Source organism: Tropicimonas sp. IMCC34011 (genome assembly GCF_003390865.1).
Lineage (GTDB): Bacteria > Pseudomonadota > Alphaproteobacteria > Rhodobacterales > Rhodobacteraceae > Tropicimonas_B.
The window spans coordinates 33,492-55,429 of record NZ_QMEJ01000006.1; the positions used below are offsets into that span (position 1 = coordinate 33,492).

General features: G+C 68.5%; 20 protein-coding genes. 9 read left to right on the forward strand and 11 right to left on the reverse strand.

Translation table 11 applies throughout. The features are described 5' to 3' along the window. Positions 1–4 precede the first annotated feature (4 nt). Positions 5–1,381, forward strand: coding sequence for a bifunctional enoyl-CoA hydratase/phosphate acetyltransferase (locus DQG15_RS16755; protein ID WP_116087327.1), 1,377 nt, complete (start codon positions 5–7; stop codon positions 1,379–1,381). Between the two features lie 108 nt (positions 1,382–1,489). Here the strand turns inward: DQG15_RS16755 and DQG15_RS16760 are convergent, their stop codons facing one another. Beyond that, positions 1,490–3,853, reverse strand: a complete 2,364-nt coding sequence (locus DQG15_RS16760) for a pyrroloquinoline quinone-dependent dehydrogenase (RefSeq protein ID WP_232830904.1) — start codon at positions 3,851–3,853, stop codon at positions 1,490–1,492. A 43-nt stretch (positions 3,854–3,896) separates the two neighbouring features. Continuing rightward, positions 3,897–4,274 carry a glucose dehydrogenase gene (locus tag DQG15_RS16765; protein ID WP_232830905.1) on the reverse strand — a complete coding sequence of 126 codons (378 nt, stop codon included), beginning with the start codon at positions 4,272–4,274 and terminating at the stop codon, positions 3,897–3,899. Positions 4,275–4,702: 428 nt separating this feature from the next. Between DQG15_RS16765 and DQG15_RS16770 the strand changes: the two genes are divergently transcribed. After that, positions 4,703–5,524, forward strand: a complete 822-nt coding sequence (locus DQG15_RS16770) for a DUF4167 domain-containing protein (RefSeq protein WP_116087329.1) — start codon at positions 4,703–4,705, stop codon at positions 5,522–5,524. Positions 5,525–5,555: 31 nt separating this feature from the next. Here the strand turns inward: DQG15_RS16770 and DQG15_RS16775 are convergent, their stop codons facing one another. Beyond that, positions 5,556–6,020, reverse strand: a complete 465-nt coding sequence (locus DQG15_RS16775; RefSeq protein ID WP_116087331.1) for a DNA polymerase III subunit chi — start codon at positions 6,018–6,020, stop codon at positions 5,556–5,558. 10 nt (positions 6,021–6,030) lie between these two features. Beyond that, on the reverse strand, positions 6,031–7,509 hold the full coding sequence (locus DQG15_RS16780) for a leucyl aminopeptidase (protein WP_116087333.1): 1,479 nt from the start codon (positions 7,507–7,509) through the stop codon (positions 6,031–6,033). 163 nt (positions 7,510–7,672) lie between these two features. Between DQG15_RS16780 and lptF the strand changes: the two genes are divergently transcribed. From lptF to rsmA, 6 genes are all read left to right on the forward strand, one after another. After that, positions 7,673–8,812 carry an LPS export ABC transporter permease LptF gene (gene lptF, locus DQG15_RS16785; RefSeq protein ID WP_116087699.1) on the forward strand — a complete coding sequence of 380 codons (1,140 nt, stop codon included), beginning with the start codon at positions 7,673–7,675 and terminating at the stop codon, positions 8,810–8,812. Further along, the gene (gene lptG, locus DQG15_RS16790) at positions 8,809–9,903 is read left to right on the forward strand and encodes an LPS export ABC transporter permease LptG (protein ID WP_116087335.1); all 1,095 of its coding nucleotides are present in this window, start codon (positions 8,809–8,811) and stop codon (positions 9,901–9,903) included. Before lptF ends, lptG begins: the two co-directional genes overlap by 4 nt. Then, a complete protein-coding gene (locus tag DQG15_RS16795; protein ID WP_116087337.1) occupies positions 9,903–12,029 on the forward strand; it encodes an LPS-assembly protein LptD in 2,127 nt (708 codons plus the stop codon). Before lptG ends, DQG15_RS16795 begins: the two co-directional genes overlap by 1 nt. Positions 12,030–12,125: 96 nt before the next feature. Next, the gene (locus tag DQG15_RS16800; RefSeq protein ID WP_116087339.1) at positions 12,126–13,379 is read left to right on the forward strand and encodes a peptidylprolyl isomerase; all 1,254 of its coding nucleotides are present in this window, start codon (positions 12,126–12,128) and stop codon (positions 13,377–13,379) included. A gap of 18 nt (positions 13,380–13,397) precedes the next feature. Beyond that, on the forward strand, positions 13,398–14,375 hold the full coding sequence (pdxA, locus tag DQG15_RS16805; RefSeq protein ID WP_116087340.1) for a 4-hydroxythreonine-4-phosphate dehydrogenase PdxA: 978 nt from the start codon (positions 13,398–13,400) through the stop codon (positions 14,373–14,375). Positions 14,376–14,496: 121 nt separating this feature from the next. After that, entirely contained in the window at positions 14,497–15,342 is an 846-nt protein-coding gene (gene rsmA, locus DQG15_RS16810) for a 16S rRNA (adenine(1518)-N(6)/adenine(1519)-N(6))-dimethyltransferase RsmA (protein WP_116087341.1), read from the forward strand. 91 nt (positions 15,343–15,433) lie between these two features. Here rsmA and infC read toward each other — a convergent pair whose 3' ends face one another. Beyond that, positions 15,434–15,976 carry a translation initiation factor IF-3 gene (gene infC, locus DQG15_RS16815; RefSeq protein ID WP_349254810.1) on the reverse strand — a complete coding sequence of 181 codons (543 nt, stop codon included), beginning with the start codon at positions 15,974–15,976 and terminating at the stop codon, positions 15,434–15,436. Between the two features lie 187 nt (positions 15,977–16,163). Here infC and DQG15_RS16820 point away from each other — a divergent pair, with 187 nt between their 5' ends. After that, positions 16,164–16,343 (forward strand): hypothetical protein, encoded by a 180-nt coding sequence (locus tag DQG15_RS16820; protein WP_116087343.1) that lies wholly within the window; start codon positions 16,164–16,166, stop codon positions 16,341–16,343. Between the two features lie 16 nt (positions 16,344–16,359). Here the strand turns inward: DQG15_RS16820 and DQG15_RS16825 are convergent, their stop codons facing one another. From DQG15_RS16825 to cysG, 6 genes are all read right to left on the reverse strand, one after another. Next, positions 16,360–17,199 (reverse strand): ferredoxin--NADP reductase, encoded by an 840-nt coding sequence (locus DQG15_RS16825; protein ID WP_116087344.1) that lies wholly within the window; start codon positions 17,197–17,199, stop codon positions 16,360–16,362. Positions 17,200–17,289: 90 nt separating this feature from the next. Continuing rightward, positions 17,290–17,712: a DUF934 domain-containing protein gene (locus DQG15_RS16830; RefSeq protein ID WP_116087345.1), complete on the reverse strand. Its 423-nt coding sequence runs from the start codon at positions 17,710–17,712 to the stop codon at positions 17,290–17,292. Continuing rightward, the gene (locus tag DQG15_RS16835; protein WP_116087346.1) at positions 17,712–18,488 is read right to left on the reverse strand and encodes a phosphoadenylyl-sulfate reductase; all 777 of its coding nucleotides are present in this window, start codon (positions 18,486–18,488) and stop codon (positions 17,712–17,714) included. The genes DQG15_RS16830 and DQG15_RS16835 overlap by 1 nt, the downstream gene beginning before the upstream one ends. Next, positions 18,478–20,145 carry a nitrite/sulfite reductase gene (locus tag DQG15_RS16840; protein WP_116087347.1) on the reverse strand — a complete coding sequence of 556 codons (1,668 nt, stop codon included), beginning with the start codon at positions 20,143–20,145 and terminating at the stop codon, positions 18,478–18,480. The genes DQG15_RS16835 and DQG15_RS16840 overlap by 11 nt, the downstream gene beginning before the upstream one ends. A 58-nt stretch (positions 20,146–20,203) precedes the next feature. Further along, the gene (locus DQG15_RS16845) at positions 20,204–20,515 is read right to left on the reverse strand and encodes a DUF2849 domain-containing protein (protein ID WP_116087348.1); all 312 of its coding nucleotides are present in this window, start codon (positions 20,513–20,515) and stop codon (positions 20,204–20,206) included. Next, the gene (gene cysG / locus DQG15_RS16850) at positions 20,515–21,921 is read right to left on the reverse strand and encodes a siroheme synthase CysG (RefSeq protein WP_116087349.1); all 1,407 of its coding nucleotides are present in this window, start codon (positions 21,919–21,921) and stop codon (positions 20,515–20,517) included. The genes DQG15_RS16845 and cysG overlap by 1 nt, the downstream gene beginning before the upstream one ends. Positions 21,922–21,938: the final 17 nt, after the last annotated feature.

Consider the following 21,938-nt stretch of genomic DNA (forward strand, 5'->3'; position numbering starts at 1 on the left):
ACGCATGGACAGCTTCGAGAACGTCCCCTGGGACAGGCTCGAGATCGGCATGGAAGCCGAGGCCCGCCGGACGATCCGGGCGGACGATCTCTACGTCTTCGCCAATTCCTCGGGCAACCTGAACCCGCTGCACTTGCCGCGGGAGGATGGCGACGGTGACGGCGCGCCGGAGGCGGTCGCCCCGTCGATGTGGATTGGGGCGCTCATTTCGGCCGTTCTGGGAAACAGCCTGCCGGGGCCCGGAACGCTGTATCGCCGGCAGGATCTGCGCTTCACCGGACGCGCGCATGCCGGGGACGAGGTCGTTGCCCGGGTCCGGCTCGTGGAGAAGGGCGCCGGCCGGATGGCGCGGTTCGAGACATGGGTGACGAAGGCGGACGGCACTGGAATCGCGGAAGGGGAGGCGGAAGTGACGGCGCCCGAGCACCCGGCCCGATTCCGCGCCGCCGACGTGCCGGGGCTCACGGTCCGCCGCCATGCCCTCTTCGACGCGCTCCTCGACCGTGCCGCGCCGCTTCCACCGATCCCGACGGCCGTGATCGCACCCGAAGGGGCGGCGAGCCTCGGCGGTGCGCTTCTCGGCGCCGACCATACGCTGATTACGCCGATCCTGATCGGGGACGCGGCGAAGATTGCCGCGGCGGCGGCCGAGATCGGAAGGGATATCGGCGGCTTCGAGCTGATCCACGAGCCGGACCACGCCGCCGCCGCTCGCGCTGCCACGCGCCTCGCCGCGGACGGCAGGGCGAAGGCCGTGATGAAGGGCAAGCTGCACACGACGGACGTGCTGAAGGCGGTCCTCGGCAATCTCCGGACGTCCCGCCGGCTCTCCCATGTCTTCGTGATGGACGTGCCGGGGCGGGATCGCCTGATGTTCATCACCGATGCCGCGATCAACATCACGCCGGACCTCGAAACCAAGCTCGACATCACCCGCAATGCCGTCGATCTCGCCCACGCGCTCGGGATCGAGATCCCCAAGGTCGGCATCCTGTCCGCGCTGGAGACGGTGAATCCGAAGATCCCCTCAACGATCGACGCGGCGGCGCTGTCGAAGATGGCGGACCGGGGTCAGATCGAGGGGGCGCTGGTGGACGGGCCGCTGGCGATGGACAACGCCATCGATGAGGCGGCGGCGAAGACCAAGGGCATCAAGAGCCTCGTCGCGGGACACGCGGATATCCTCGTCGTGCCGAACATGGAGGCGGGAAACATGCTGGCGAAGGAACTGACCTTCGTGGCGCATGCGGAGGCGGGCGGCATCGTGATCGGCGCGTCGTGCCCGGTGATCCTCACCAGCCGCGCGGATGACGACAAGGCGCGCCTCGCCTCATGTGCCGTGGCTGCGCTTTACGCGGCGCATCGCGGCGGGCCGCTCTAGGGGGCAAGCCTTCGGGAGCGTGCCTCGGTAGAGGGCTGCACACGAAAACAGCCGCCGGGGGTCCCGGCGGCTGCTCTCATTGGGTCTGCCGTGGCCCGGAGTGGGCGCTTACTCAGGCAGGGCGTAGGCGATGAAGGCGTCGCTCACGCCCGTCTCCATGAAGTGGTGCCCACCCGCCATGATCATCACGTATTGCCGTCCGTCCACCTCGTAGGTGATCGGGTTGGCCTGACCGCCCGCCGGCAGCACATCCTGCCAGAGCGTCTCTCCCGTCTCGATATCGATCGCGCGGAAGAGGTTGTCGGTGGCCGCGCCGATGAAGATCAGGCCGCTTTCGGTGACGACCGAGCCACCGTTGTTGGGGGTGCCGATCTTCAGCGGCAGGAAGGACGGGATGCCCCAGGGGCCGTTGCGACGGGCGGTTCCGATGGGTTCGTCCCAGAGGGTCTCCCCCGTCTCGAGGTCGATCGCCCGGATCCCGCCATAGGGGGGCTTGGTGCAGGGCATCTGGGTCAGCGGAGAGCGCCAGCCCGCATTCACGTCGATCCCGTAGGGCGCGCCGATCTGCGGATCGCCTGCGCCTTCGGCGCCGGAGCCGCCCTCCTCATCCTGCTCGTAGATCGGACGGAGGTTGCGCTCCTCGGCCTCTTCGCGGGGGATGAGGCGGTTGTGGTTGGGGATGTTGTTGTAGTTGGCGATGATTACCCCGCGCTCGGGATCGACCGCCACGGACCCCCAGTCCGAGCCGCCGTTATAGCCCGGGAACTGGATGAAGTGCCGGTCCGCAGACGGGGGGGTGTAGAACCCGTCGTAATTGGCGCGGTGGAATTGGATCCGGCACCAGAGCTGGTCGATCGGGGAAAAGCCCCACATGTCCCGCGCCGTCAGATCATCGTGGCGGAGGGTGTGGTAGGTCGAACTCGGCTGTACGTCCGAAATGTAGTCCGGCTCGATGTCGCCCTTCGGCAGGCCGGTAATCTCTTCCACGTCGAAGAGGCTTTCGCCGGTCTCGCGGTCGAGGATGTAGATGTCGCCCTGCTTGGAGGGCAGGATCACCGCCGGCACCGTGCCGCCGTCCTGCGGGAAATCGACCAGCGTGACCTGGCTGCCGAGGTCATAGTCCCAGACATCGTTGTAGACCGTCTGGAAGGACCAGGCGACCTCGCCGGTCGTGGCGTCGAGCGCGACGAGGGAGGTGGAGTACTCTTCCTCCGCCTCGGAGCGGTTGGAGCCGTAGTAGTCGACCGACGAGTTGCCCATCGGCAGGTAGACGAGGCCGAGTTCCTCGTCGGCCGTTGCGGTCGTCCACATGTTGGGCGTGCCGCGGGTATAGACCTCGCCTTCGGGCGGGCCGTTGCGGTTCTGCTCCTCGGCGCCGAGATCCCAAGCCCAGGCCAGTTCACCGGTCTCGGCATCGAAGCCGCGGATCACGCCCGAAGGAGCTTCCTCGGCCTGACCGTCCTTCACCTGGGCGCCGGTGACGATGACGCCGCGCACGATGGCGGGCGGAGCGGTCACGGCATACCAGCCGGGGACGCGCTCGCCGATATCCTGCCAAAGATCGACGGTGCCGTTCTCACCGAACCCCTCGCAGGGCATGCCGGTCTCGACATCGACCGCGATGAGCTTGGCATCGAGCGTCGCCTCGATGACGCGGGTGGCGCAGGTGTCCCCCTCGGCGGCGGCCGGATTCGTCCAGAGGGACACGCCGCGGCAGGTGGCGCCGTAGGGAATGGCCTCGTTCGGCACGCCCGGATCGTAGCGCCAGTTCTCCTCGCCGGTATCGGCCTTGATGGAGATCAGTTCGTTCATCGCGCCACAGATCAGCAGATCGTCACCGACCTTCAGCGGCGTCGTCTCCGGGGAGTACTTCCCGTCGGCCGTGCCCTCGGGCAGGTCGCCCGAATTGAATACGAAAGCGCGCTCCAGCTCGCCCACGTTCTCGCGCGTGATCTGGTTCAGCGGGGAATAGCGTTGGGCGTTGGTATCGCCGCCCCAGAACGGCCAGTCAGTGCCGACTTCGCGCTGCTCCTGGGGCTGGTCCCGGAAGCTTTGGGCGGACTGAGCTTCGTCCTCGCCGGCATCTTCTTCGGTCTCCGCGGCGTCGTCCGGAGCTTCAGCGGGAGCCACGTCGAGGGTGGCGGCGGGCGCCGCCTCGTCCGTCTCTTCTTCCGCGAGCGCCTCATCACCGGATTCGGCCCCGGTCGCCGCGTCTTCCTCGGCGGCCTCGCTGCTTGCCTCGGCCGCGGGCTCGTCCTCGTCCGTCTCGTCGCCGGCGGTGTCGTCCTCGGTCGGGCTCGCGGTCAGCCCTGCGCCCGGCGCCTCGCTCTCGGCCGCCGTGCCGCTCTCGGTCTCGCCGGGCTGGACGAGAATGCCGTCCGTCTCGCCGGCCTCCTGCGCCATCACCGGCCCGAGCGCGAGGCCCATCGCGGCAGAGGCGCACAGGGCGGTCCAGAGGGGGGAATGTTTCATGTGTCTTGCCTCGAATGCGGAAATGTCGGGATCCCCGGTGGGGTCAGCGGCGGCGATGCCGGAGCACCGGGATCAGCAGAAGAACAAGGATCAGGATCACGGTCGGAGCCACGACGCGGGGAACCTGCGCCCACCAATCGGTGCCGACTTCCCAGTACGCCCAGATCAGGGTGCCGACCCACGTCACGAGGTAGACGTAGACGCCGGACATCAATCCCCGCGCGAGGAACCATCCCGTGAGCAGGAGGCCGATGCCGGCCAGCGCGTAGTACCAGCTGCCCCCGAGCATGGCGAGCCAGACGCCTCCGGCGAACAGGACGATGCCGAGGAGCACGCACAGAACGCCGATGAAGACGGCCGCCCAATGCGTATGCCGCCGCTCCTCGAAATGCGTGCCCTCGTTGTAAATGCTGTGTGTCATGAAGAGCTCTCTTATCTGGAGGTCCCGCCGCCGCCAGATACAGGCATCCGGACATCTCGGGATCATAACTGTTCACCAAAACGCGAGTTCCCGGCACCATGGGGTATTGTGCGCGTTTGTCGCAGTTTGGCGTCCGCTTTCAACGGGAGGGCGAACTCATACGATCCCGCAAATTAGGGGTTGATCGGTTGTATGGGCCCGCCGATACTACGGTTGTGCGACCGAAACGTCGCGTATCCGATGAAATCTGCTTGTCACAGGCGACGACGCGTGATTAGCAGAAGTCCGTGCAGCTGACCGGCGGTGGCCGAACGTTGCACGCCATCGCCAGAGACTGGGTCGACCCGCCATGAGGGCGGCGACACGCATCCCCGAGGGGCTGCGGCGACAGGACCGAACAACCGCAGACAAGGCGGATTGCAGACCATATGAGATCATCCAAGTCACGCTCGCGTTCCAAGGGGAACCGTTCGCGCTCGATGGGCAACATCCAGAACCGCGTCTTCGATTCGTCGGGACCGGAAGGAAAAGTCCGCGGAACGCCGCAGCAGATCATCGACAAGTACAACCAGCTCGCCCGCGATGCGCAGCTCAGCAACGACCGTGTCGCTGCCGAGAACTTCATGCAGCATTCGGAGCATTACACCCGGCTTCTGAGCGAGGCGCAGCGTGAAATGGACGCGCGCCGGGATCAGAATGACGGCGGGCAGGGCGACAACCGGGATGACCAGAACGGTCAGAACCGGGACCAGCACGACCAGAATCACGGTCGGGGCGACGGGGGCAATCGCAACGACGGAAACGGTCGGGGCGACGGCAACAATCGGGGCGATGGGAACGGCCGGGGCGACAACTCCGGCCGCGGCGACGGGAATGACGGGCGGCAGGACCGCAATCAGGACCGCGACCGGCATCAGCCCTCCGAGCGTCAGCCCGAAGAGGCCCGCGCCGATGCGCAGGCGGACGGCGGCAGCCCCGAGGCGCAGGGCGAGAAGCCCGTGCAGGACAAGCCGGCCCGCAAGCGCAGCCCCAGACGCAAGCCGAAGACGGATGCGGATGGCCCCAACGACGTGATCGACATGGGCGAGACTGACGGTGAGGCCGGTGGCCTCGTCGAGACGCCCGAGACCGCGCCCAAGCCCCGCCGCACCCGTGCCCGCAAGCCGAAGGCCGATGCCTCCGAGAGCGGTGAGACCGGCGGCGACGGCGGCAGTGACGACGGCGGCGAAACCAAAGCCGCCGCGGGCTGAGGCCAGCCCTAGGATCCGGCAGGGGAGCGGTTCAGCCGCTCTCCGCCTTTTTCTCCCAGCGGCCACTTTCCTCGGACCAGTATTCGGCCTTTGCCCCGGCGCCCGTCAGCGCTTTCCACTGGCCCCGCGCATGGATGACCGCGGCCTCGTCGTGGCCGTCGAACAGGATGCAGACCCGCTCCATCGCGGCGATTTCTTCCGTCTCCACCGGCGCTCCGTCCACTGCCATCAACACCGTCGCGCCATTGGGCGCGGGACCGGCTTCCGTCATCAGCAGGATCGGCTGGTCCGCGTCGTGCTCCCCGCCGGCGAGCCCGTGGGGCAGGAAGCTGTCGTCGCTGTCCGTCCAGAGGCGTTTGTCGAGCGCGGCCATCCGTGCCGGATCCCGGCCCCGGACCGCGACCTTCCACTGACGTTGCAGCGACCGCTCGAGAAGGCGGGGCAGGGCCACCTCGAGCGGCTGTTGCGTCAGGTGATAGAAGAGCGCCTGTCCCATCGGGTCCGCTTTACTCCGCCGCCTCGTAGCGGTCGCGCACGAGACGGTCGAGCGACAGGACGCCCCAGCCGGACGCGCCTTTGGGCCCCGTGGGGAACGGCTCGGCGGGGGAGGCGACGCCGGCGATGTCGAGATGCATCCAGGGCGTTCCGTCCTTGACGAAGCGCTTGAGGAACTCCGCCGCGGTCACGGATCCGGCCCAGCGGGTGCCGACGTTCTTCACATCTGCCTTCGCGCTCTTCAGAAGCTTGGCGTAGCGATCGCCGAGGGGCAGGCGCCACGCGCCTTCGCCCTCGGATCCGGCCGCCTTGAGGAAGGCGCCGGCGAAGTCGTCGTCATTGGAGAAGACGCCGGCATTCTCGTGACCGAGCGCGACGATGACGGCGCCGGTAAGCGTCGCGAGGTCGATCATCGCGGCAGGGGCAAAACGCTCCTGCGCGTACCACATGACGTCCCCGAGGACGAGCCGGCCCTCGGCATCGGTGTTGATCACCTCAACGGTGTCGCCCTTCATCGAGGTCACGATGTCGCCGGGACGCTGGGCCCGGCCGTCCGGCATGTTCTCGACGAGCCCGACGAGACCGACGACGTTGGCGCGCGCCTTGCGCAGGGCGATGGTCTTCATCGCCCCGGCCACGGTGCCGGCGCCGCCCATGTCCATCGTCATCTCCTCCATGCCGCCAGCGGGCTTGAGGGAGATGCCGCCGGTGTCGAACACGACGCCCTTGCCGACAAGCGCCAGCGGCGCCTCGCCCTTCGCGCCGCCGTTCCACGTCATCACGGCGACCTTGGAGGGGGTCTCGCTGCCACGGCCGACGGCCAGGAGCATTCCCATGCCGAGCTTCTCCAGCTCCGCCTCGTCCAGGATCTCGACTTCGAGGCCGATCTCCCGCAGGCCCTCGAGGCGCTCGGCGAAGCTTTCGGTCGTCAGGATGTTGGCTGGCAGGTTCACGAGGTCGCGGGTGAAGTAGACCCCTTCTGCGCGGGCGCGGGCCTCGTCCGCCAGGGCTTCGGCCCCGTCCGTCGAGGCGGCCATGACGGTGATGGTGCGGGGGGCGGGCGCATCCGAGGACTTGCACTCGGTGAAGCTGTAGGCCCGAAGCAGCGCACCGAGGGCCAGTTCCCCCGGATGCCGCGTCGTCCCGGCGATCAGGAGAAGGTCCTCGCCGTCCGACAGCCCGTCCGCCGCGGCCGCTCCGATGCGCCGCGCGAGCTCGGGTGTGATCGGTCGGCCCGCCTTCACGACGGTCAGCGACGTGGCCGAGAGGCCGCCCGGATAGCCGAAGGTCTTCGCATCGCCCGGCGCCATCTTGCCGAACGCCTCGCTCTCGACGAAGCGCGCGAGCGCGCCCCGGCCCGCGGAGGAGACCCGCCGCCCGGCGCGGCCGAGCTTGCCGTCTTCATGGACGAAGAGCGCAATGCGCCCGCCATGGGAGACGATGGCGTCGAGGTCGATCTCGGTCATGGCAAGGGTGGGAAGGTCGGTCATGGCGGCAGCGCCCTTTCTCGAAGACATATGGCGGGCCCGCGGCGCGCCGTCCGCGGCCTCTTGCCCACACCTAGCTCCTGCATACGCCCGAGGCCAGATTGCCTTTCGCCCCGGCACCCTTTTGCGATAAGCCGGATGGAAAACGCGAGAGGGGCAGATGGGCTTGGGGAGATTCGACAGATATGTCCTGTCGCAGCTCATGGTGCTGTGGGGGTTCTTCTCCCTCGTGCTCGTCTCCGTGTACTGGATCAACCGTGCCGTCATCCTGTTCGACCAGCTGATCGCGGACGGCCAGTCCTCCGGAACCTTCCTGACCTTCACGATCCTGACCCTGCCGAACGTGATCCGGCTCGTCCTGCCGATCTCCGCCTTCGTCGCGGCAGTCTATGTCACCAACCGGCTGACGACCGAGAGCGAACTCGTCGTGGCGCAGGCGACGGGCCTTTCGCCCGCGCGTATGGCTCGGGCGGTGATGGCGTTCGGCCTTCTCGTGGCGCTCCTGATGGCGGTCCTCGTCCATGTTCTCGTGCCGGCAAGCCGGACGCAGCTCTCCGAGCGGGAGGACGAGATCGCGGCCAACGTCACGGCACGTCTCCTCAAGGAGGGACAGTTCCTGCACCCCGCCGACGGGATCACTTTCTACGTCCGGGAGATCACGCCCGAGTCCGAGCTTCGGGACGTGTTCCTGTCCGATGCGCGGGATGACGGGCAGAGCACGGTTTATCTTGCGGAGCGCGCCTATCTCGCCCGCTCGGCGGAGGATCGGCCGCGCCTCGTCATGTTCGACGGGCAGGCACAGACGCTCGACGAAGCAACCGGCCGCCTCCGGGTCACGCGGTTCGAGGATTTCGCCTACGACGTCTCGACCCTGATGGACGGCGGCGGCTCCAGCCGGCGGGACGTCCGCGAATATCCCACGACGGCGCTCTTCGCCCCGACAGAGGAGGATCTGGCGGCAGCGCGCAGGGACGTCGCCGATTTCCGCTATGAGGGGCATCTTCGCATGGTTGCGCCCTTCACGCCCCTGATCGCCGCGCTTCTGGGCTACTCGGCGCTGATGCTGGGAGGGTTCTCCCGCTTCGGCGTCTGGCGCCAGATCGGCCTCGCCGTGGTCCTGATCGTGCTCTACCAGATCGGCGAGAATGCCGCGGCGGACGTCGCAAGGCGGGACGCCTCCGCCTGGCCCGTGGTCTATGCACCGCCCGCAGCCGGCTTCGCGGCGGCCGCGATCATGCTGGCGCTCGGCGGGCGCTCGTCGATCTTCCGGCGGCGGCCAAAACGTCCCGGGACGGTGCCGGCATGAGGCTGCATCTCTATTTCGCGCGCCGGTTCGCGACGACCTTCCTCGGCATCTTCGCCGTCTTCGCGGGCCTTCTGGCCCTGCTGGACACGGTGGAGCAGATGCGCAGGTTCGAGGGCGATGATATCGGCGTCGGCGGCGCGCTGCGGCTGGCGCTCCTGGCGATGCCGGAATCACTCTACGGGATGCTTCCCCTCGTGATGATCCTTGCCACGCTCGCCCTTTTCCTCGGCCTTGCGCGCACGTCCGAACTCGTCGTCATCCGGGCCTCGGGCCGCTCGGCGATGCGGGCGCTGATCGCCCCGGTGCTGACCGCAATGGTCATCGGCGCGCTCGGCATCACGGTGATGAACCCCATCGTCGCGGCCACGAAACAGCAATACGAGCTTCAGGCGGAGACCCTGTCCGGCGACGGCCGGCAGGTCCTCTCCGTCTCCCGGGAGGGGCTGTGGCTCAGGCAGGGCGGGCCGGAGGGGCAGACCGTGATCCGCGCGGCCCGCGCCAATCTGGACGGCACCGAGCTCTACGGCGTGACCTTTCTCGCCTTCGGCCCGGAGGGGCATCCCGCCACCCGGACCGAGGCGGCTTCCGCACGTCTCGGTCTCGAGGGCTGGACGCTGACGGACGCCAAGACCTGGCCGCTCGATGCCGCGAACCCTGAACGGGCCGCCGAGCTCGTCGAGGTTCTGGATATACCCTCGACGCTGACCGGCGATCAGATCCGGGACAGCTTCGGCGACCCCTCCTCGATCCCCATCTGGGAGCTGCCGGCCTTCATCGCCAACCTGAACGATGCCGGCTTTTCCGCCCGGTCGCACCGCATCTGGTTCCAGACGGAGCTGGCAATGCCGCTGTTCCTGGCGGCGATGGTCCTGATAGGGGCGGGGTTCACGATGCGGCATACAAGGTTCGGCCGGACCGGTCTGATGGTTCTTTTCGCGCTGCTTCTCGGCTTCGGTGCCTTCTTCATCCGCAATTTCGCCAACGTGCTGGGGGAGAACGGCCAGATCCCCGTCGCACTCGCCGTCTGGGCGCCTCCCTCCGCGGCGGTGCTTCTGGCGCTTGGTCTCATATTCCACATGGAGGACGGGTGATGCGCCGCGCCCTTCTCGCCGCGCTCCTTGGCGCGACCCTTCTCGTCCAGCCCCTTTCCGCGCAGTTCGCCGAGACGGCGACGCTCGTCGCCGACCGGGTGGAGATCGCCGGAGACAACCGCCTCGTCGCCACCGGCAACATCGAGGTGATCCAGGGCGATGCGCGGCTCACGGCCCGCCGCATCGTTTACGATGCGTCGTCCGAGACGCTGCAGATCGACGGGCCGATCCTGCTGACCGAAGGGGCAGAGAGCGTCATCCTCGCCGATGAGGCCGAGCTGTCGACGGACCTCCGCAATGGGCTCCTGCGCTCCGCCCGCCTCGTTCTCGACGAGCAACTCCAGCTTGCCGCCGCGGAGATCAACCGCGTGGACGGGCGCTACACCCAGCTTACGAAGACCGTGGTCAGCGCCTGCGAGGTCTGCCCCTCGAACCCCGTTCCGCTCTGGGCGATCCGGGCCGGGCGGGTGATCCACGACGAAGAGGAGCGGCAGCTTTATTTCGAGAATGCCCGCTTCGAGATCGTAGGACTGCCCGTGGCCTACATCCCCCGCCTGCGCCTCCCCGATCCGAGCGTGGAGCGGGCCCGTGGCTTCCTGACGCCCGAATTCCGCTCGACGGACCAGCTCGGCTTCGGCGTGAAGCTGCCCTACTTCATCCCGATAGGCGCCTCGAAGGACCTGACCGTCACGCCCTACGTCTCCGCCAACCGCACGCAGACGCTGGAACTGCGCTATCGGCAGGCCTTCAGGAGCGGGGATCTTCTGCTGAATGGTGCCATCACGCGGGACGACATCGTCGATGGCAACCGCGGCTATCTCTTCGGCAGCGGGGAGTTCTCCCTGCCGCGCGATCTGACGCTGAGCTTCGATATCGAGACCACGTCGGACGACGCGTATCTCGTGGATTACGACTATTCCGGCAAGGACCGCCTCGACAGCGCCATCGTCCTGGAGCGCGTGGCGCGGGACGAGTATCTCTCCGCCGAGATCATCGCCTATGAATCGCTGCGCTCCTCGGAGGACAACGAGACCCAGCCCTACATCGTCGGAGATGCCCGCGCGACGCGGCGCTTCGAGCCCGCGCTGATCGGCGGGACCGGCGCCTTCACCCTCGCCGCGCATGGTCACGAGCGGCGGTCCAACGATGACGGCATCGGCCGCGACGTCGGCCGCGTCTCCGCGATCGCCGACTGGAACCGCGGCTGGGTCGGGCCGGCAGGCATCCTGCTGTCTGCCGAAACACGGCTGCGCTTCGACCATACCACGGTCGCCGAGGACAGTACCTTCGACGAGGACATCACCCGCTTCACGCCGGCCGCCGCGGTCGAGCTGCGCTGGCCGCTTGTGCGGACGGGGTCTGCCGGTGCAGGGCAGGTCCTCGAGCCGGTCGCCCAGATCGTCTATACTCCCGAGGCCGGCGAGGGGGACACGCCGCAGGACGAGAGCACGCAGCTCGAGCTGGACGAGGGCAACCTGTTCGCCTTCTCCCGCTACCCCGCAGCTGACCGGATCGAGCGGGGCCTGCGCGCCAATCTCGGCCTGACATGGACGCGCTACGATCCCGCCGGCTGGTCCTTCGGGGTCACGGCCGGGCGGATCGTCCGCGCAGAAGATACGGGGCAGTTCGACGGTTACGACATCCTCGAGGATACCCGCTCGGACTGGCTCGCGGCGACGCAGCTTGCCTTGCCGGAGGGGTTCCGCCTCACCAATCGCGCCCTGTTCGATGACGGCTTCGAGTTCACCCGCCACGAGGCGCGGCTCGACTGGACGCGGACGGATCTGGATCTCTCGGCGACCTATATCTGGATGAAGCCGAGCCTGATCGAGAACCGGACGATGACCAACAAGGAGTGGACCGTCTCGGCGGATTACCAGGCCACCGAGCGCTGGAAGACAGGCATCGACGTACGCTACGACATGCAGGTCGACCGGGCCGCCTCCGCGCGCGTCGCCCTCGAATACAAGACGGACTGCGTCACGGTGGATCTCGGCGTGCGCCGTCGCTTCACCAGCTCGGACGCCATCCGCCCCACGACGGACGTGGAATTCGGCGTCTCCCTCGCGGGGTTCGGCGGCACCGACCGCGCCGACCGGCCCCGCCGGCGCGCCTGCACGCGATGAGGTGAGCGGCTGCCGGGTTGCCGGAGGCGGGGCGAGCGCCTAGAGATTGGCAAACACGACCGGGCCCGGGCCCGGCTGATCAATTTGGGGGGCGGCATGGGCAGCCAGTTCATCGGCAGCATCGGACGCGGAACGCGTCTTCTGGCAGTGGCGGCGCTGGCGGGCCTCTTCGGCCTTGCCCAGCCCGCACCGGTGGAGGCGCAAGGCCAGTTCGCCCCCGTCGTCGTCGTGAACGATCGCCCGGTGACGCAGTACGAGCTGCAGCAGCGGATGCGGATCCTCGAGCTGTTCAGCACGCCGGGCGACCTGAGGCAGGTCGCGCTCGACGCGCTGATCAACGACCGCCTCCAGCTCATCGCCGCTGAGCGCCAGGGCATAGAGATCTCGCCCGACCAGATCCGCGCGGGGATGGAGGAGTTCGCCGGGCGGGCCAACCTGACCGCCGACCAGTTCCTGCAGCAGATTCAGGCCGCCGGCGTCGCGCCAGAGACATTCCGGGACTTCGTGGCTGCCGGCCTCGCGTGGCGCGAGGTCGTGCGCGGCCGGTTCGCCGGGCGCGTCGATATCGAGGATGCCGATGTCGATCAGGCGATGTCGATGACGTCCCGCACGGGGTCCGCCGAGGTGCAGATCTCCGAGATCATCCTGCCCGCCCGCAACGCCCAGGAGGCCGCCCGCTCCCAGCAACTGGCCGCGCAGATCCAGAACATCCGCTCCGAGGGCGCCTTCGCCCAGGCCGCGCGGGAGTATTCCGCCGCCGGCAGCCGCGCCAACGGCGGCCGCATCCCGCGCTCCGTACCGCTTGGCGAGCTGCCCGGCGCGCTTCGCCAGCAGATCCTGTCGCTCCGGCCGGGCGAGGTGAGCACGCCCATCCAGATCCCGAACGCCATCGCGCTCTTCCAGCTTCGCCAGCTGACCGAAACCGGTGTTCCGGCGGGGGAGAACGTCCAGGTGAGCTACATGCAGTATCTCATCCCCGGCGGCCGGAGCCAGACCGCGCTGGCCGAGGCCGCTCGCGTTGCGCAAAGCGTCGACACATGTGACGACCTCTATGCCGTCAACCGCGGCCAGCCGGATGCCCGCCTTGCCGTGACCGAGGCGCAGCCCGTTGCGCAGGTGCCGCAGGGGATTGCCGTGGAACTCGCGAAGCTCGACGAGAACGAATATTCGGTGAACCTCACCAACGGCCAGAACCTCGTCTTCCTGATGCTCTGTCAGCGTGCCGAGGCCGGCATGGCCGACGTGGACCGGAGCAACGTGCGCGCCCAGCTCACCGACCGCTCGTTGGGGCGGCTGGCCGACAACTATCTCGCCGAGCTGCGCGACGAAGCCATCATCCGCTACCCCTGATCTACGGCGGCCCGCCCGATGACGGAACTTCTGCCCCCTGTCCTGACATGCGGCGAACCTGCCGGCATCGGCCCCGAAATCGCGGCCGCGGCCTGGGCCCGTCTCGGTGCGCGGCAGCCCTTTGCCTGGCTCGGTGATCCCGGACACCTGCCGCGTGGAACGCCCGTGCGGGAGATCGACGCGCCGGAGGATGCGCTTCGCGTCTCCGCCTCGGCCCTTCCGGTCATGCCCCACGCCTTCCCGGATCCCGCCGTACCGGGCGCGCCGAGCCCGGCCAACGCGGCCGAGGTGATCGCCGTGATCGCCCGTGCGGTGCAGCTGACCATGGACGGCGCGGCTTCCGGAATCGTCACCGGCCCGATCAACAAGAAGGCGCTGCAGGATGGCGCGGCCTTCGCCTATCCCGGCCACACCGAGTACCTCGCGGCCCTCGGTGGGGTGGATCGCGTCGTGATGATGCTCGCCTGCGAAGGCCTGCGCGCGATCCCGGCGACGATCCACATTCCCATCGCCGATGTCCCGGCGGCCCTGACGCCCGAGCTGCTGACGGACACGATCCGCATCCTGCACGCGGCCCTTCGCCGCGATTTCGGCCTCACCGCCCCCCGGATCGCCGTCGCGGGGCTGAACCCCCATGCCGGCGAGGGCGGTGCCATGGGGCGCGAGGAGATCGAGATCATCATTCCGGTCCTCGAGGCCCTGCGCGGCGAAGGTCTGAGCCTGATCGGCCCGATGCCGGGGGACACGATGTTCCACGCCTCGGCCCGCAAGGGATACGACGCGGCCGTCACGATGTACCACGACCAGGCCCTGATCCCCGTCAAGACCATCGACTTTGCCGGCGGCGTCAATGTCACCCTCGGCCTGCCGTTCATCCGCACCTCCCCGGACCACGGCACCGCGTTCGACATTGCGGGCAAGGGAATTGCGGATCCGACGAGCCTCGTTGCCGCCCTCGACATGGCCGCACGGATGGCCGGGGCGCGCGCTCGATGACAGCGCGCGGGACCGCCTCTGGCGGGGGTATTTGCGGAAAGATGAAGCCCGCGGCGCGGCTTTCTTTCGTGGGGCGGAGCATGACCGCTCCGGCGCGTACCGAGCGCCGGGAGCGGCCCGCGTGAGTGCCATCGACGGCCTGCCGCCCCTGCGCGAGGTGATCCGCTCCCATGGGCTGACGGCGCGCAAGGCGCTGGGGCAGAACTTCCTTCTGGACCTCAACCTCACCGCCCGGATCGCCCGCGTCCCGGGCGACCTGTCGGACGCGTCGGTGCTCGAGGTCGGGCCGGGGCCTGGGGGGCTGACCCGGGGATTGCTCGCGGAAGGGGCCGGCCGTGTCCTCGCGGTCGAGAAGGATGCGCGCTGCCTGCCGGCCCTCGAGGAGGTGTCGGCCGCCTATCCCGGCCGCCTCGAGGTCTTCCATGGCGACGCGCTTGAGGTCGATCCGGTGGCGCGTCTCGGGGGGGCGATCCACGTCGTGGCGAACCTGCCCTACAATGTCGGCACCGAGCTTCTGGTGCGCTGGCTCTCGCCGCAGAGCTGGCCGCCCTACTGGAGCTCGCTGACGCTGATGTTCCAGAAGGAAGTCGCCGAGCGCATCGTGGCCGAGCCGGGGGACGATGCGTACGGGCGTCTCGCAGTGCTGGCCGGATGGCGGACCGAGGCGCGGATCGCGCTGACGCTGCCGCCCGAGGCGTTCACCCCGCCGCCCAAGGTCCGGTCAGCCGTCGTTCATCTGAGGCCCCGGCCCGAGCCGCTCGCGCCGGCGCCGGCAAAGGCGATGGAACGGGTCGTCGCCGCGGCGTTCGGTCAGCGGCGGAAGATGCTGCGGGCTTCGCTCAAATCTCTCGGAACGGATCCGATGCCGCTCCTCGAAGCCGCCGGGATACCTCCGACCGAGAGGGCGGAGCGCGTTTCCATCGAAGGGTTTGCCGCCCTTGCCCGGGCCTTCGCCGAAAGGGCTTAGGACGCGCTGCCTGCTCCCTTCAGGCGACCAACGAAAAAGGCCCCGCAGCGATCTGCGGGGCCTTGTGTAGGCGTGTCGATGAGGGCCGCCCTTACTTCACGGGCCCGATCATCATGACCATCTGGCGGCCTTCCATCTTCGGCATGTTCTCGACCTTGCCGATCTCCGTGGTGTCCGCGGCGACCCGCTCGAGGAGTTCACGGCCGAGGTTCTGGTGGGCCATCTCGCGGCCGCGGAAGCGCAGGGTGACCTTCACCTTGTCACCGCCCTCGAGGAAGCGCACGACGTTCTTCATCTTCACGTCGTAATCGTGCGTGTCGGTGTTGGGGCGGAACTTCACCTCCTTCACCTCGATCGTGCGCTGCTTCTTCTTCGCCTCGGATTCGCGTTTCTGCTGCTCGTACTTGAATTTGCCGTAGTCCATGATCTTGCAGACCGGCGGCGTCGCGTTCGGCGAGATTTCCACGAGGTCGAGTCCGACCTGTTGCGCCAGTTCCAGGGCACGGTCGGGCGTCGTCACGCCGACGTTCTGCCCTTCGGGGCCGATCAGTCGGATTTCGTTGGCACGGACGCGGTCGTTGACTCGGGGGCCGGTGTCGCGCGTCGGGGGCGCGTTGTGAGGTCTGCGGGCTATGACGTTCTTCCTTCGTTCGCCAGAAAAAATCAATGAAAAATATAGCGCTTGTTTGGCCGTTTATCAAGCCGCCGCCATTCGGACCCCGGCCCCTGCGCGCGGCGGGACCGGGGCAGGGCGCGCTTTTCGCAAGCCGGGCCGCATGCTAAGTCGCAAGGACGCTGCCGCCAGCACGCAAGGAGAGCGCATGACCCGGACTGTTGCCATCATCATCGTCGTCGTCGCGCTGGGGCTCGGCGTCTTCCTCTGGCTCACCTCGGGCGAGGAGGCGGCGATCTCCACCGAGGAGCCGTCCGACCTGCCGCAGGAGGGCGCTCTGACCGAGGATGCCCCTGCCGGAATGGATGCGGAGGCGACCGGACAGTAAGGGCCGCCGCCGGGTCTCAGCCCACGAACGCCTTTTCGACGACGTACTCCGCCGGCTCGGAATTCGCGCCCTCGCGCAGGCCGTAGCCTTCGAGGATCTCCTTGATGTCGAGATTGAGGCCCATGGAGCCGCAGACCATGGCGCGGTCCGTCTGGGGAGAAATGCCCTCGATGCCGAGATCGGCGAACACTTCGCCCGACCGCAGCAGGTCCGTGATTCGGCCGCGCTTAGCGCTCTCTTCCTGCGTGGTCGTGGGGTAGTAGTCGAGCTTGCCGTCCACCAGTTCCCCGATCAGCGGGTCGCTCTCGAGGCTTTCGACGAGCTGCCGACCATATTCGAGGTCCGCCTTCTCCCGGCAGGTATGGGTTAGGATCACGCGGTCATAGAGCTCCCAGGTTTCGGGATCGCGCAGGAGCGAGGCGAAGGGCGCGATGCCTGTGCCGGTCGAGAAGAACCACAGCCGCTTGCCGGGCAGGAGCGCGTCGTGAACGAGCGTGCCCACGGGCTTGGGGCGGAGGATGATCTGGTCGCCGGGCTGGATGTGCTGGAGGCGGGAGGTCAGCGGGCCGTCCTGCACCTTGATCGAATAGAACTCCAGTTCGTCGTCCCAGGAGGGGGAGGCGATGGAGTAGGCCCGCAGGAGCGGTTTCTGGCGCCCGGTCTTGGGATCGGGCTCGCCCATCAGGCCGATCATCACGAATTCGCCCGACCGGAACCGCAGGCTCTTGGGCCGGGTCACGCGGAAGCTGAAGAGCTGATCCGTCCAGTGCGTGACCTTCGTGACGGTCTGCGCATCGGGCAGGGCGGGTCCGGCGGGTGTCGCCGGGGCGGTGGTCATCGGGCTGTGCTCGGTCATGTCATGTCCTCTCTGGGGGCTGGGATGCCCGGCAAGAGCTGATTCGGAAAGGGGGCGACGGGTCGCTGGCGGCCGCTGGCGTCCCGGATGTCACCCGGCGAGGCGGGCGCGGTAGTCGTTCTGACGCCAGTTCTTCGCGCGGGCAAGCCATTGCTCCTGCGGCTGGCGCGCGGCGAGCTCCGGTGCGATCTCCACCTCGTCGAAGCCGCAGCGCCGGGCCATCGCGTACTGGTCCGCGATCACGTGGCCATAGGCGCGCAGGCGTCCCTCGTAGCCCATGCGGCGCAGGGCGCGGGCGATGGAGAAGCCGCGCCCGTCGGAGAACGAGGGGAAGGCGACGCGGATCATCGTCACGCCGTCCAGCTTGCCGGAGAGGCTCGCGGGATCGGTCTCGGGGCCGAGCGCGAGGGCGTCGCCGGCGGCGTGGGAGACGTCCCCTGCCTCGGGATCTGCGAAGGCGCCGGTGAAATCGTCATCGCCGAAGCCGCGATCGGTCACGATGATGTTGCTCATTATACTGTCTCCCGCTTCGGACTGCGGACCGCCTTGCCGTCGATGAAGTGGATGCCGCATTCGTCCTTGTCGCTGCCGCGCCACCGCCCGGCGCGGGAATCCTCCCCCGGTGCGACGCGGGACGTGCACGGCACGCAGCCGATGGAGGGGTAGCCTTGGGCGACAAGCGGATGCGGTGGCAGGCCGGCCTCCGCGATATGGCCGCGGACCTCCTCCGGCGTCCAGTCCGCCAGCGGATTGACCTTCACGCGCGGCCCCTCGGTCTCGATCCGGGGCAGGTTCGCGCGGGCCGAGGTCTGGAACCGCTTGCGGCCGGTGATCCATGTGTCGAAGCCCTCGAGCGCGCGTTCCAGCGGGATCGTCTTGCGCAGGGCGCAGCAGGCATCGGGGTTCGTGCGATGGAGCGTGCCGTCGGGGTCGTGGGCGGCCAGGTCGGTATGCGTCGCCCGGATCACGCGAATATCGGTGAGGCCGAGCGTGCGTGCCACCTCCGTCTGGTAGTCCATCGTCTCCGGAAAGAGCATCCGCGTCTCGATGAAGAGCACGGGCGTGTCCGGGCGCCGCTGGGCCACGAGATGCAGCAGAGCCACCGAATCCGCTCCGAAGGAGGAAACGACGGCGAGCTTGCCGGAGAGGGGGGAGCCGAGAACCGTATCGAGGAGCGCTCCGGTATCGCCCTCGCCAACCCGTTCGATCAGGCGGCGGGCGCGGAACTCGACCGGCCGCGTCTCCCCCGTACCGGCCGGGGACTGGTCCTGGGACGTGTTAAGCGGCATCACGGCTCTGCTCCTTGTCGTAGAGCGCGGTCTTGAACGGGGCCATGCCGACCCTGCGATAGGCCTCGATGAACGTCTCCGCTGCATCGCAGCGAAGATCAAGGTACGTGGTCAGGATCCGCTCGATCGCGGGCACGATCTCCTCGGCCGGGAAGCCGGGGCCGGTACGTGTGCCAAGTGCGGCGTCGCTGCCCGCCGCCCCGCCGATCGTGATCTGGTAGTTCTCCACCCCGGCGCGATCGAGGCCGAGGATGCCGATATGTCCGACGTGGTGATGGCCGCAGGCATTGATGCAGCCCGAGATCTTGATCTGGACGTGTCCGACCTCGTGCTCGATCTTCAGCTCGTCCACCCGCGTCGCGATCTCCTGTGCGATGGGGATCGAGCGGGCGGTGGCAAGCGCGCAGTAATCCATGCCGGGGCAGGCGATGATGTCCGAGGCGAGGCCGACATTGGCGGTGCCGAGGCCGGCTTCTGAGAGCCGTGCATGGACCTCGGGAAGATCCGCGCGGTGGACATGCGGCAGGATCACGTTCTGCTCGTGGGAGATGCGCAGCTCGTCGTGGCCGTAGCGTTCCGCCAGCTCCGCCATCAGGCGCATCTGGTCCGCCGTCGCGTCGCCCGGCGTTGCGCCATGCGCCTTGAGGCTGATCGTGACGATGGCATGGTCCGCATCGCGATGGGCGGTGAGGTTGGTATCGGCCCAGGACCGAAAGACGGGGCTCTGTTCGTAGGCATCACTGTAGGCCTGCGTCCCGCGACCTTCTTCCAATGCGGGCGGGGCGAAGTCCGCCTTGATCCGATCGAGGACGTCGCCGAAGCCGGTGAACTCGTCCCTTGTCCGCACGAAGACGGCGTCGACCTCCTCGCGGATCTTGTCGATCCCTTCCTCGTTCACCGTGATCTTGATGCGGGCCTTGTACTTGTTGTCCCGCCGGCCGAACCGGTTGTAGACGTTCAGGATCGCCTCGACATAGGGCAGGAGCTCCGCTTCGGAGACGAAGTCCGTGATGACCTTGCCGATCACCGGCGTGCGCCCGAGGCCGCCGCCGACGAGCACGCGGAAGCCGATCTCGCCGTCCTTCTCGACCAGTTGCAGGCCGATGTCGTGGGCCCGGATCACGGCGCGGTCCGCCTCGGCGCCGGTCACGGCGATCTTGAACTTGCGCGGCAGGAACTGGAATTCCGGGTGGTCCGTGGACCATTGGCGCAGGAGCTCGGCATAGGGCCGGGGGTCGGCGACCTCGTCGGCGGCGGCGCCGGCAAAATGGTCCGCCGTCACGTTGCGCACCGTGTTCCCCGATGTCTGGATCGCGTGCATCCCGACTTCGGCCAGGGCATCGAGCATGTCAGGCACGTCGCGCAGCTCGGGCCAGTTGTACTGGATGTTCTGGCGCGTGGTGAAATGGCCGTAGCCCCGGTCCCACCGCTCGGAAATCATCGCAAGCTGCCGCATCTGCGCCGACCTCAGCGAGCCGTAGGGGATCGCGACGCGCAGCATGTAGGCGTGAAGCTGGAGATAGAGCCCGTTCATCAGGCGCAGCGGCTTGAACTCGTCCTCGGTCAGCGAGCCGTCGATGCGCCGCTCCACCTGCGCGCGGAACTGGGCGTTGCGCTCCGCGAGGAAGGCGCGGTCGAAGTCCTGGTAGCGATACATGTGAATGGCGTCCTTGTTCCCTGGCTGCGGAAGCTCGGCGACGACGAAAGCGTCCGGCTCAGCTCCCGGTCAGTTCGGCCTGCTTGCCGAGGCGGTAGTTGGAGGGGCCGCGGGCCCGGAAGGCCTCGCGGAAATGGGTGGGTTCGGGCCCGCCGGGGCCGGCCTTCGCATCGGCAAGGTAGGGGCCGACGACGAGGCCCGCCTGGCTCTCGGCCTCGGCGAGACGCTCGGCTGCGCGGCCTTCATCCTCGATGAGGTCGGCCTCCCGCATGTCGGGGGACCAGCGCCCCGACGGGGTGAGCCAGACGGCGTCGCCCTCGAGCAGGCGGTTGGCGGTCACGACCTTGGGGGAAAAGGAGCGGGGGGGCATCAGGCGTGCTCCATCTGCTTGATCCGGGTATCGAGGCGCGCGGCGGCGGCCTGAGCCTCCCGCGGCGCGAGCCCGAGGAGAAGGACGGCGGGTCCGGCGAGGGCAGCGGCCTCCAGATCGGCGGCGAGGGTGCCGAGGCGGGCGGTGACGATCCTGCAGTCCGGGCGGGAGGCATTCTCGACGATGGCCACGGGCGTCGCGGGATCGGCGCCATGCATCAGGAGCCGCCCCTGCAGGAAGCGCGCGGCGCGCTTGCCCATGTAGATCCCGGCAACGGTGCCGGGGCGGGCCAGTGCGTGCCAATCGTTCTCGGCGAAACCATCCATGTCGTGGCCAGTGACAAGGCGCAGCTCGGAGTTCCGCCCCCGCGCGGTCAAGCTCTGCCCGATCTGCGCGGCAGCGGCCGATGCGGCCGTGATGCCGGGAACGACGGACCAGTCCACCCCGGCTTTCTCCACGGCGAGGATCTCCTCCTCGAGGCGCCCGAACACCGCCGGATCGCCTGCTTTCAGACGCACCACGCGGGAGCCGGCTCGTGCATGGGCGACGATGGCCGCATCGATCTCGGCCTGCGTGACGGAGGGACCGAATCCCTCCTTCCCGGCGGAGATGAGCAGGGCTTCCCTGCGGGCGAGTTCGAGAATGTCGGGGGAAACGAGGCGGTCGTGAATGATGACGTCTGCCGTGTCGAGCGCCCGGCGGGCCTTCATCGTCAGAAGCTCCGGATCGCCGGGGCCTGCGCCCACGAACTCGACGCGGCCCGGCGCGGCCGCGCGCGCCTTGTGACGCGTCAGAAGCGCGGAGAGCGCGCCCTTGATCGCGGACTCGCCGCCCGGCGCGGCCTCGGGCCCGGCCGTGAAGTAGTAGTCCGACCAGAAGTCCCGGCGCGCGCGGCCGAAGGGGAGCGCCTCGACCTCGGGCCGGAACGCCTTGCCGATCCGCGCCAGAAGGCCGAGCCGCGCCGGCAGACGCTCCTCGAGGTCCGTCTTGATCGCGCGGGCCAGCACCGGCGCGGCGCCTTCCGTGCCGATCGCCACGGTCACGGGGTCGCGGTCCACGATGGCGGGCGTAATGAAGTCGGAGCCTCCGAGGTTGTCCACCATGTTGACCCGCGCCCCGTCGGCACGGGCGAGCGCGGCGGAGCGGGCATCCTCGGCCTCGTCGTCATTGCCGGCATAGAAGAGGGCGGCGCAGAGCGCGTCTCCCGGCTCCTGCCGCCGACGCACGAGGCGAAGCCGGCCTTCCGCAGCCCAATCCTCGATCTCGCGGGCCGGTTCCGCGGCGAACACGGTGACATGAGCCTCAGTCTTGAGGATCAGGCGCAGCTTCGCCAAGGCAGCCTCGCCGCCACCGGCGAGCACCACGCGCCGGCCGGCGAGGTCGACGAAGATCGGAAAATGGCGCATGTCTCGCTCCCTCGGGG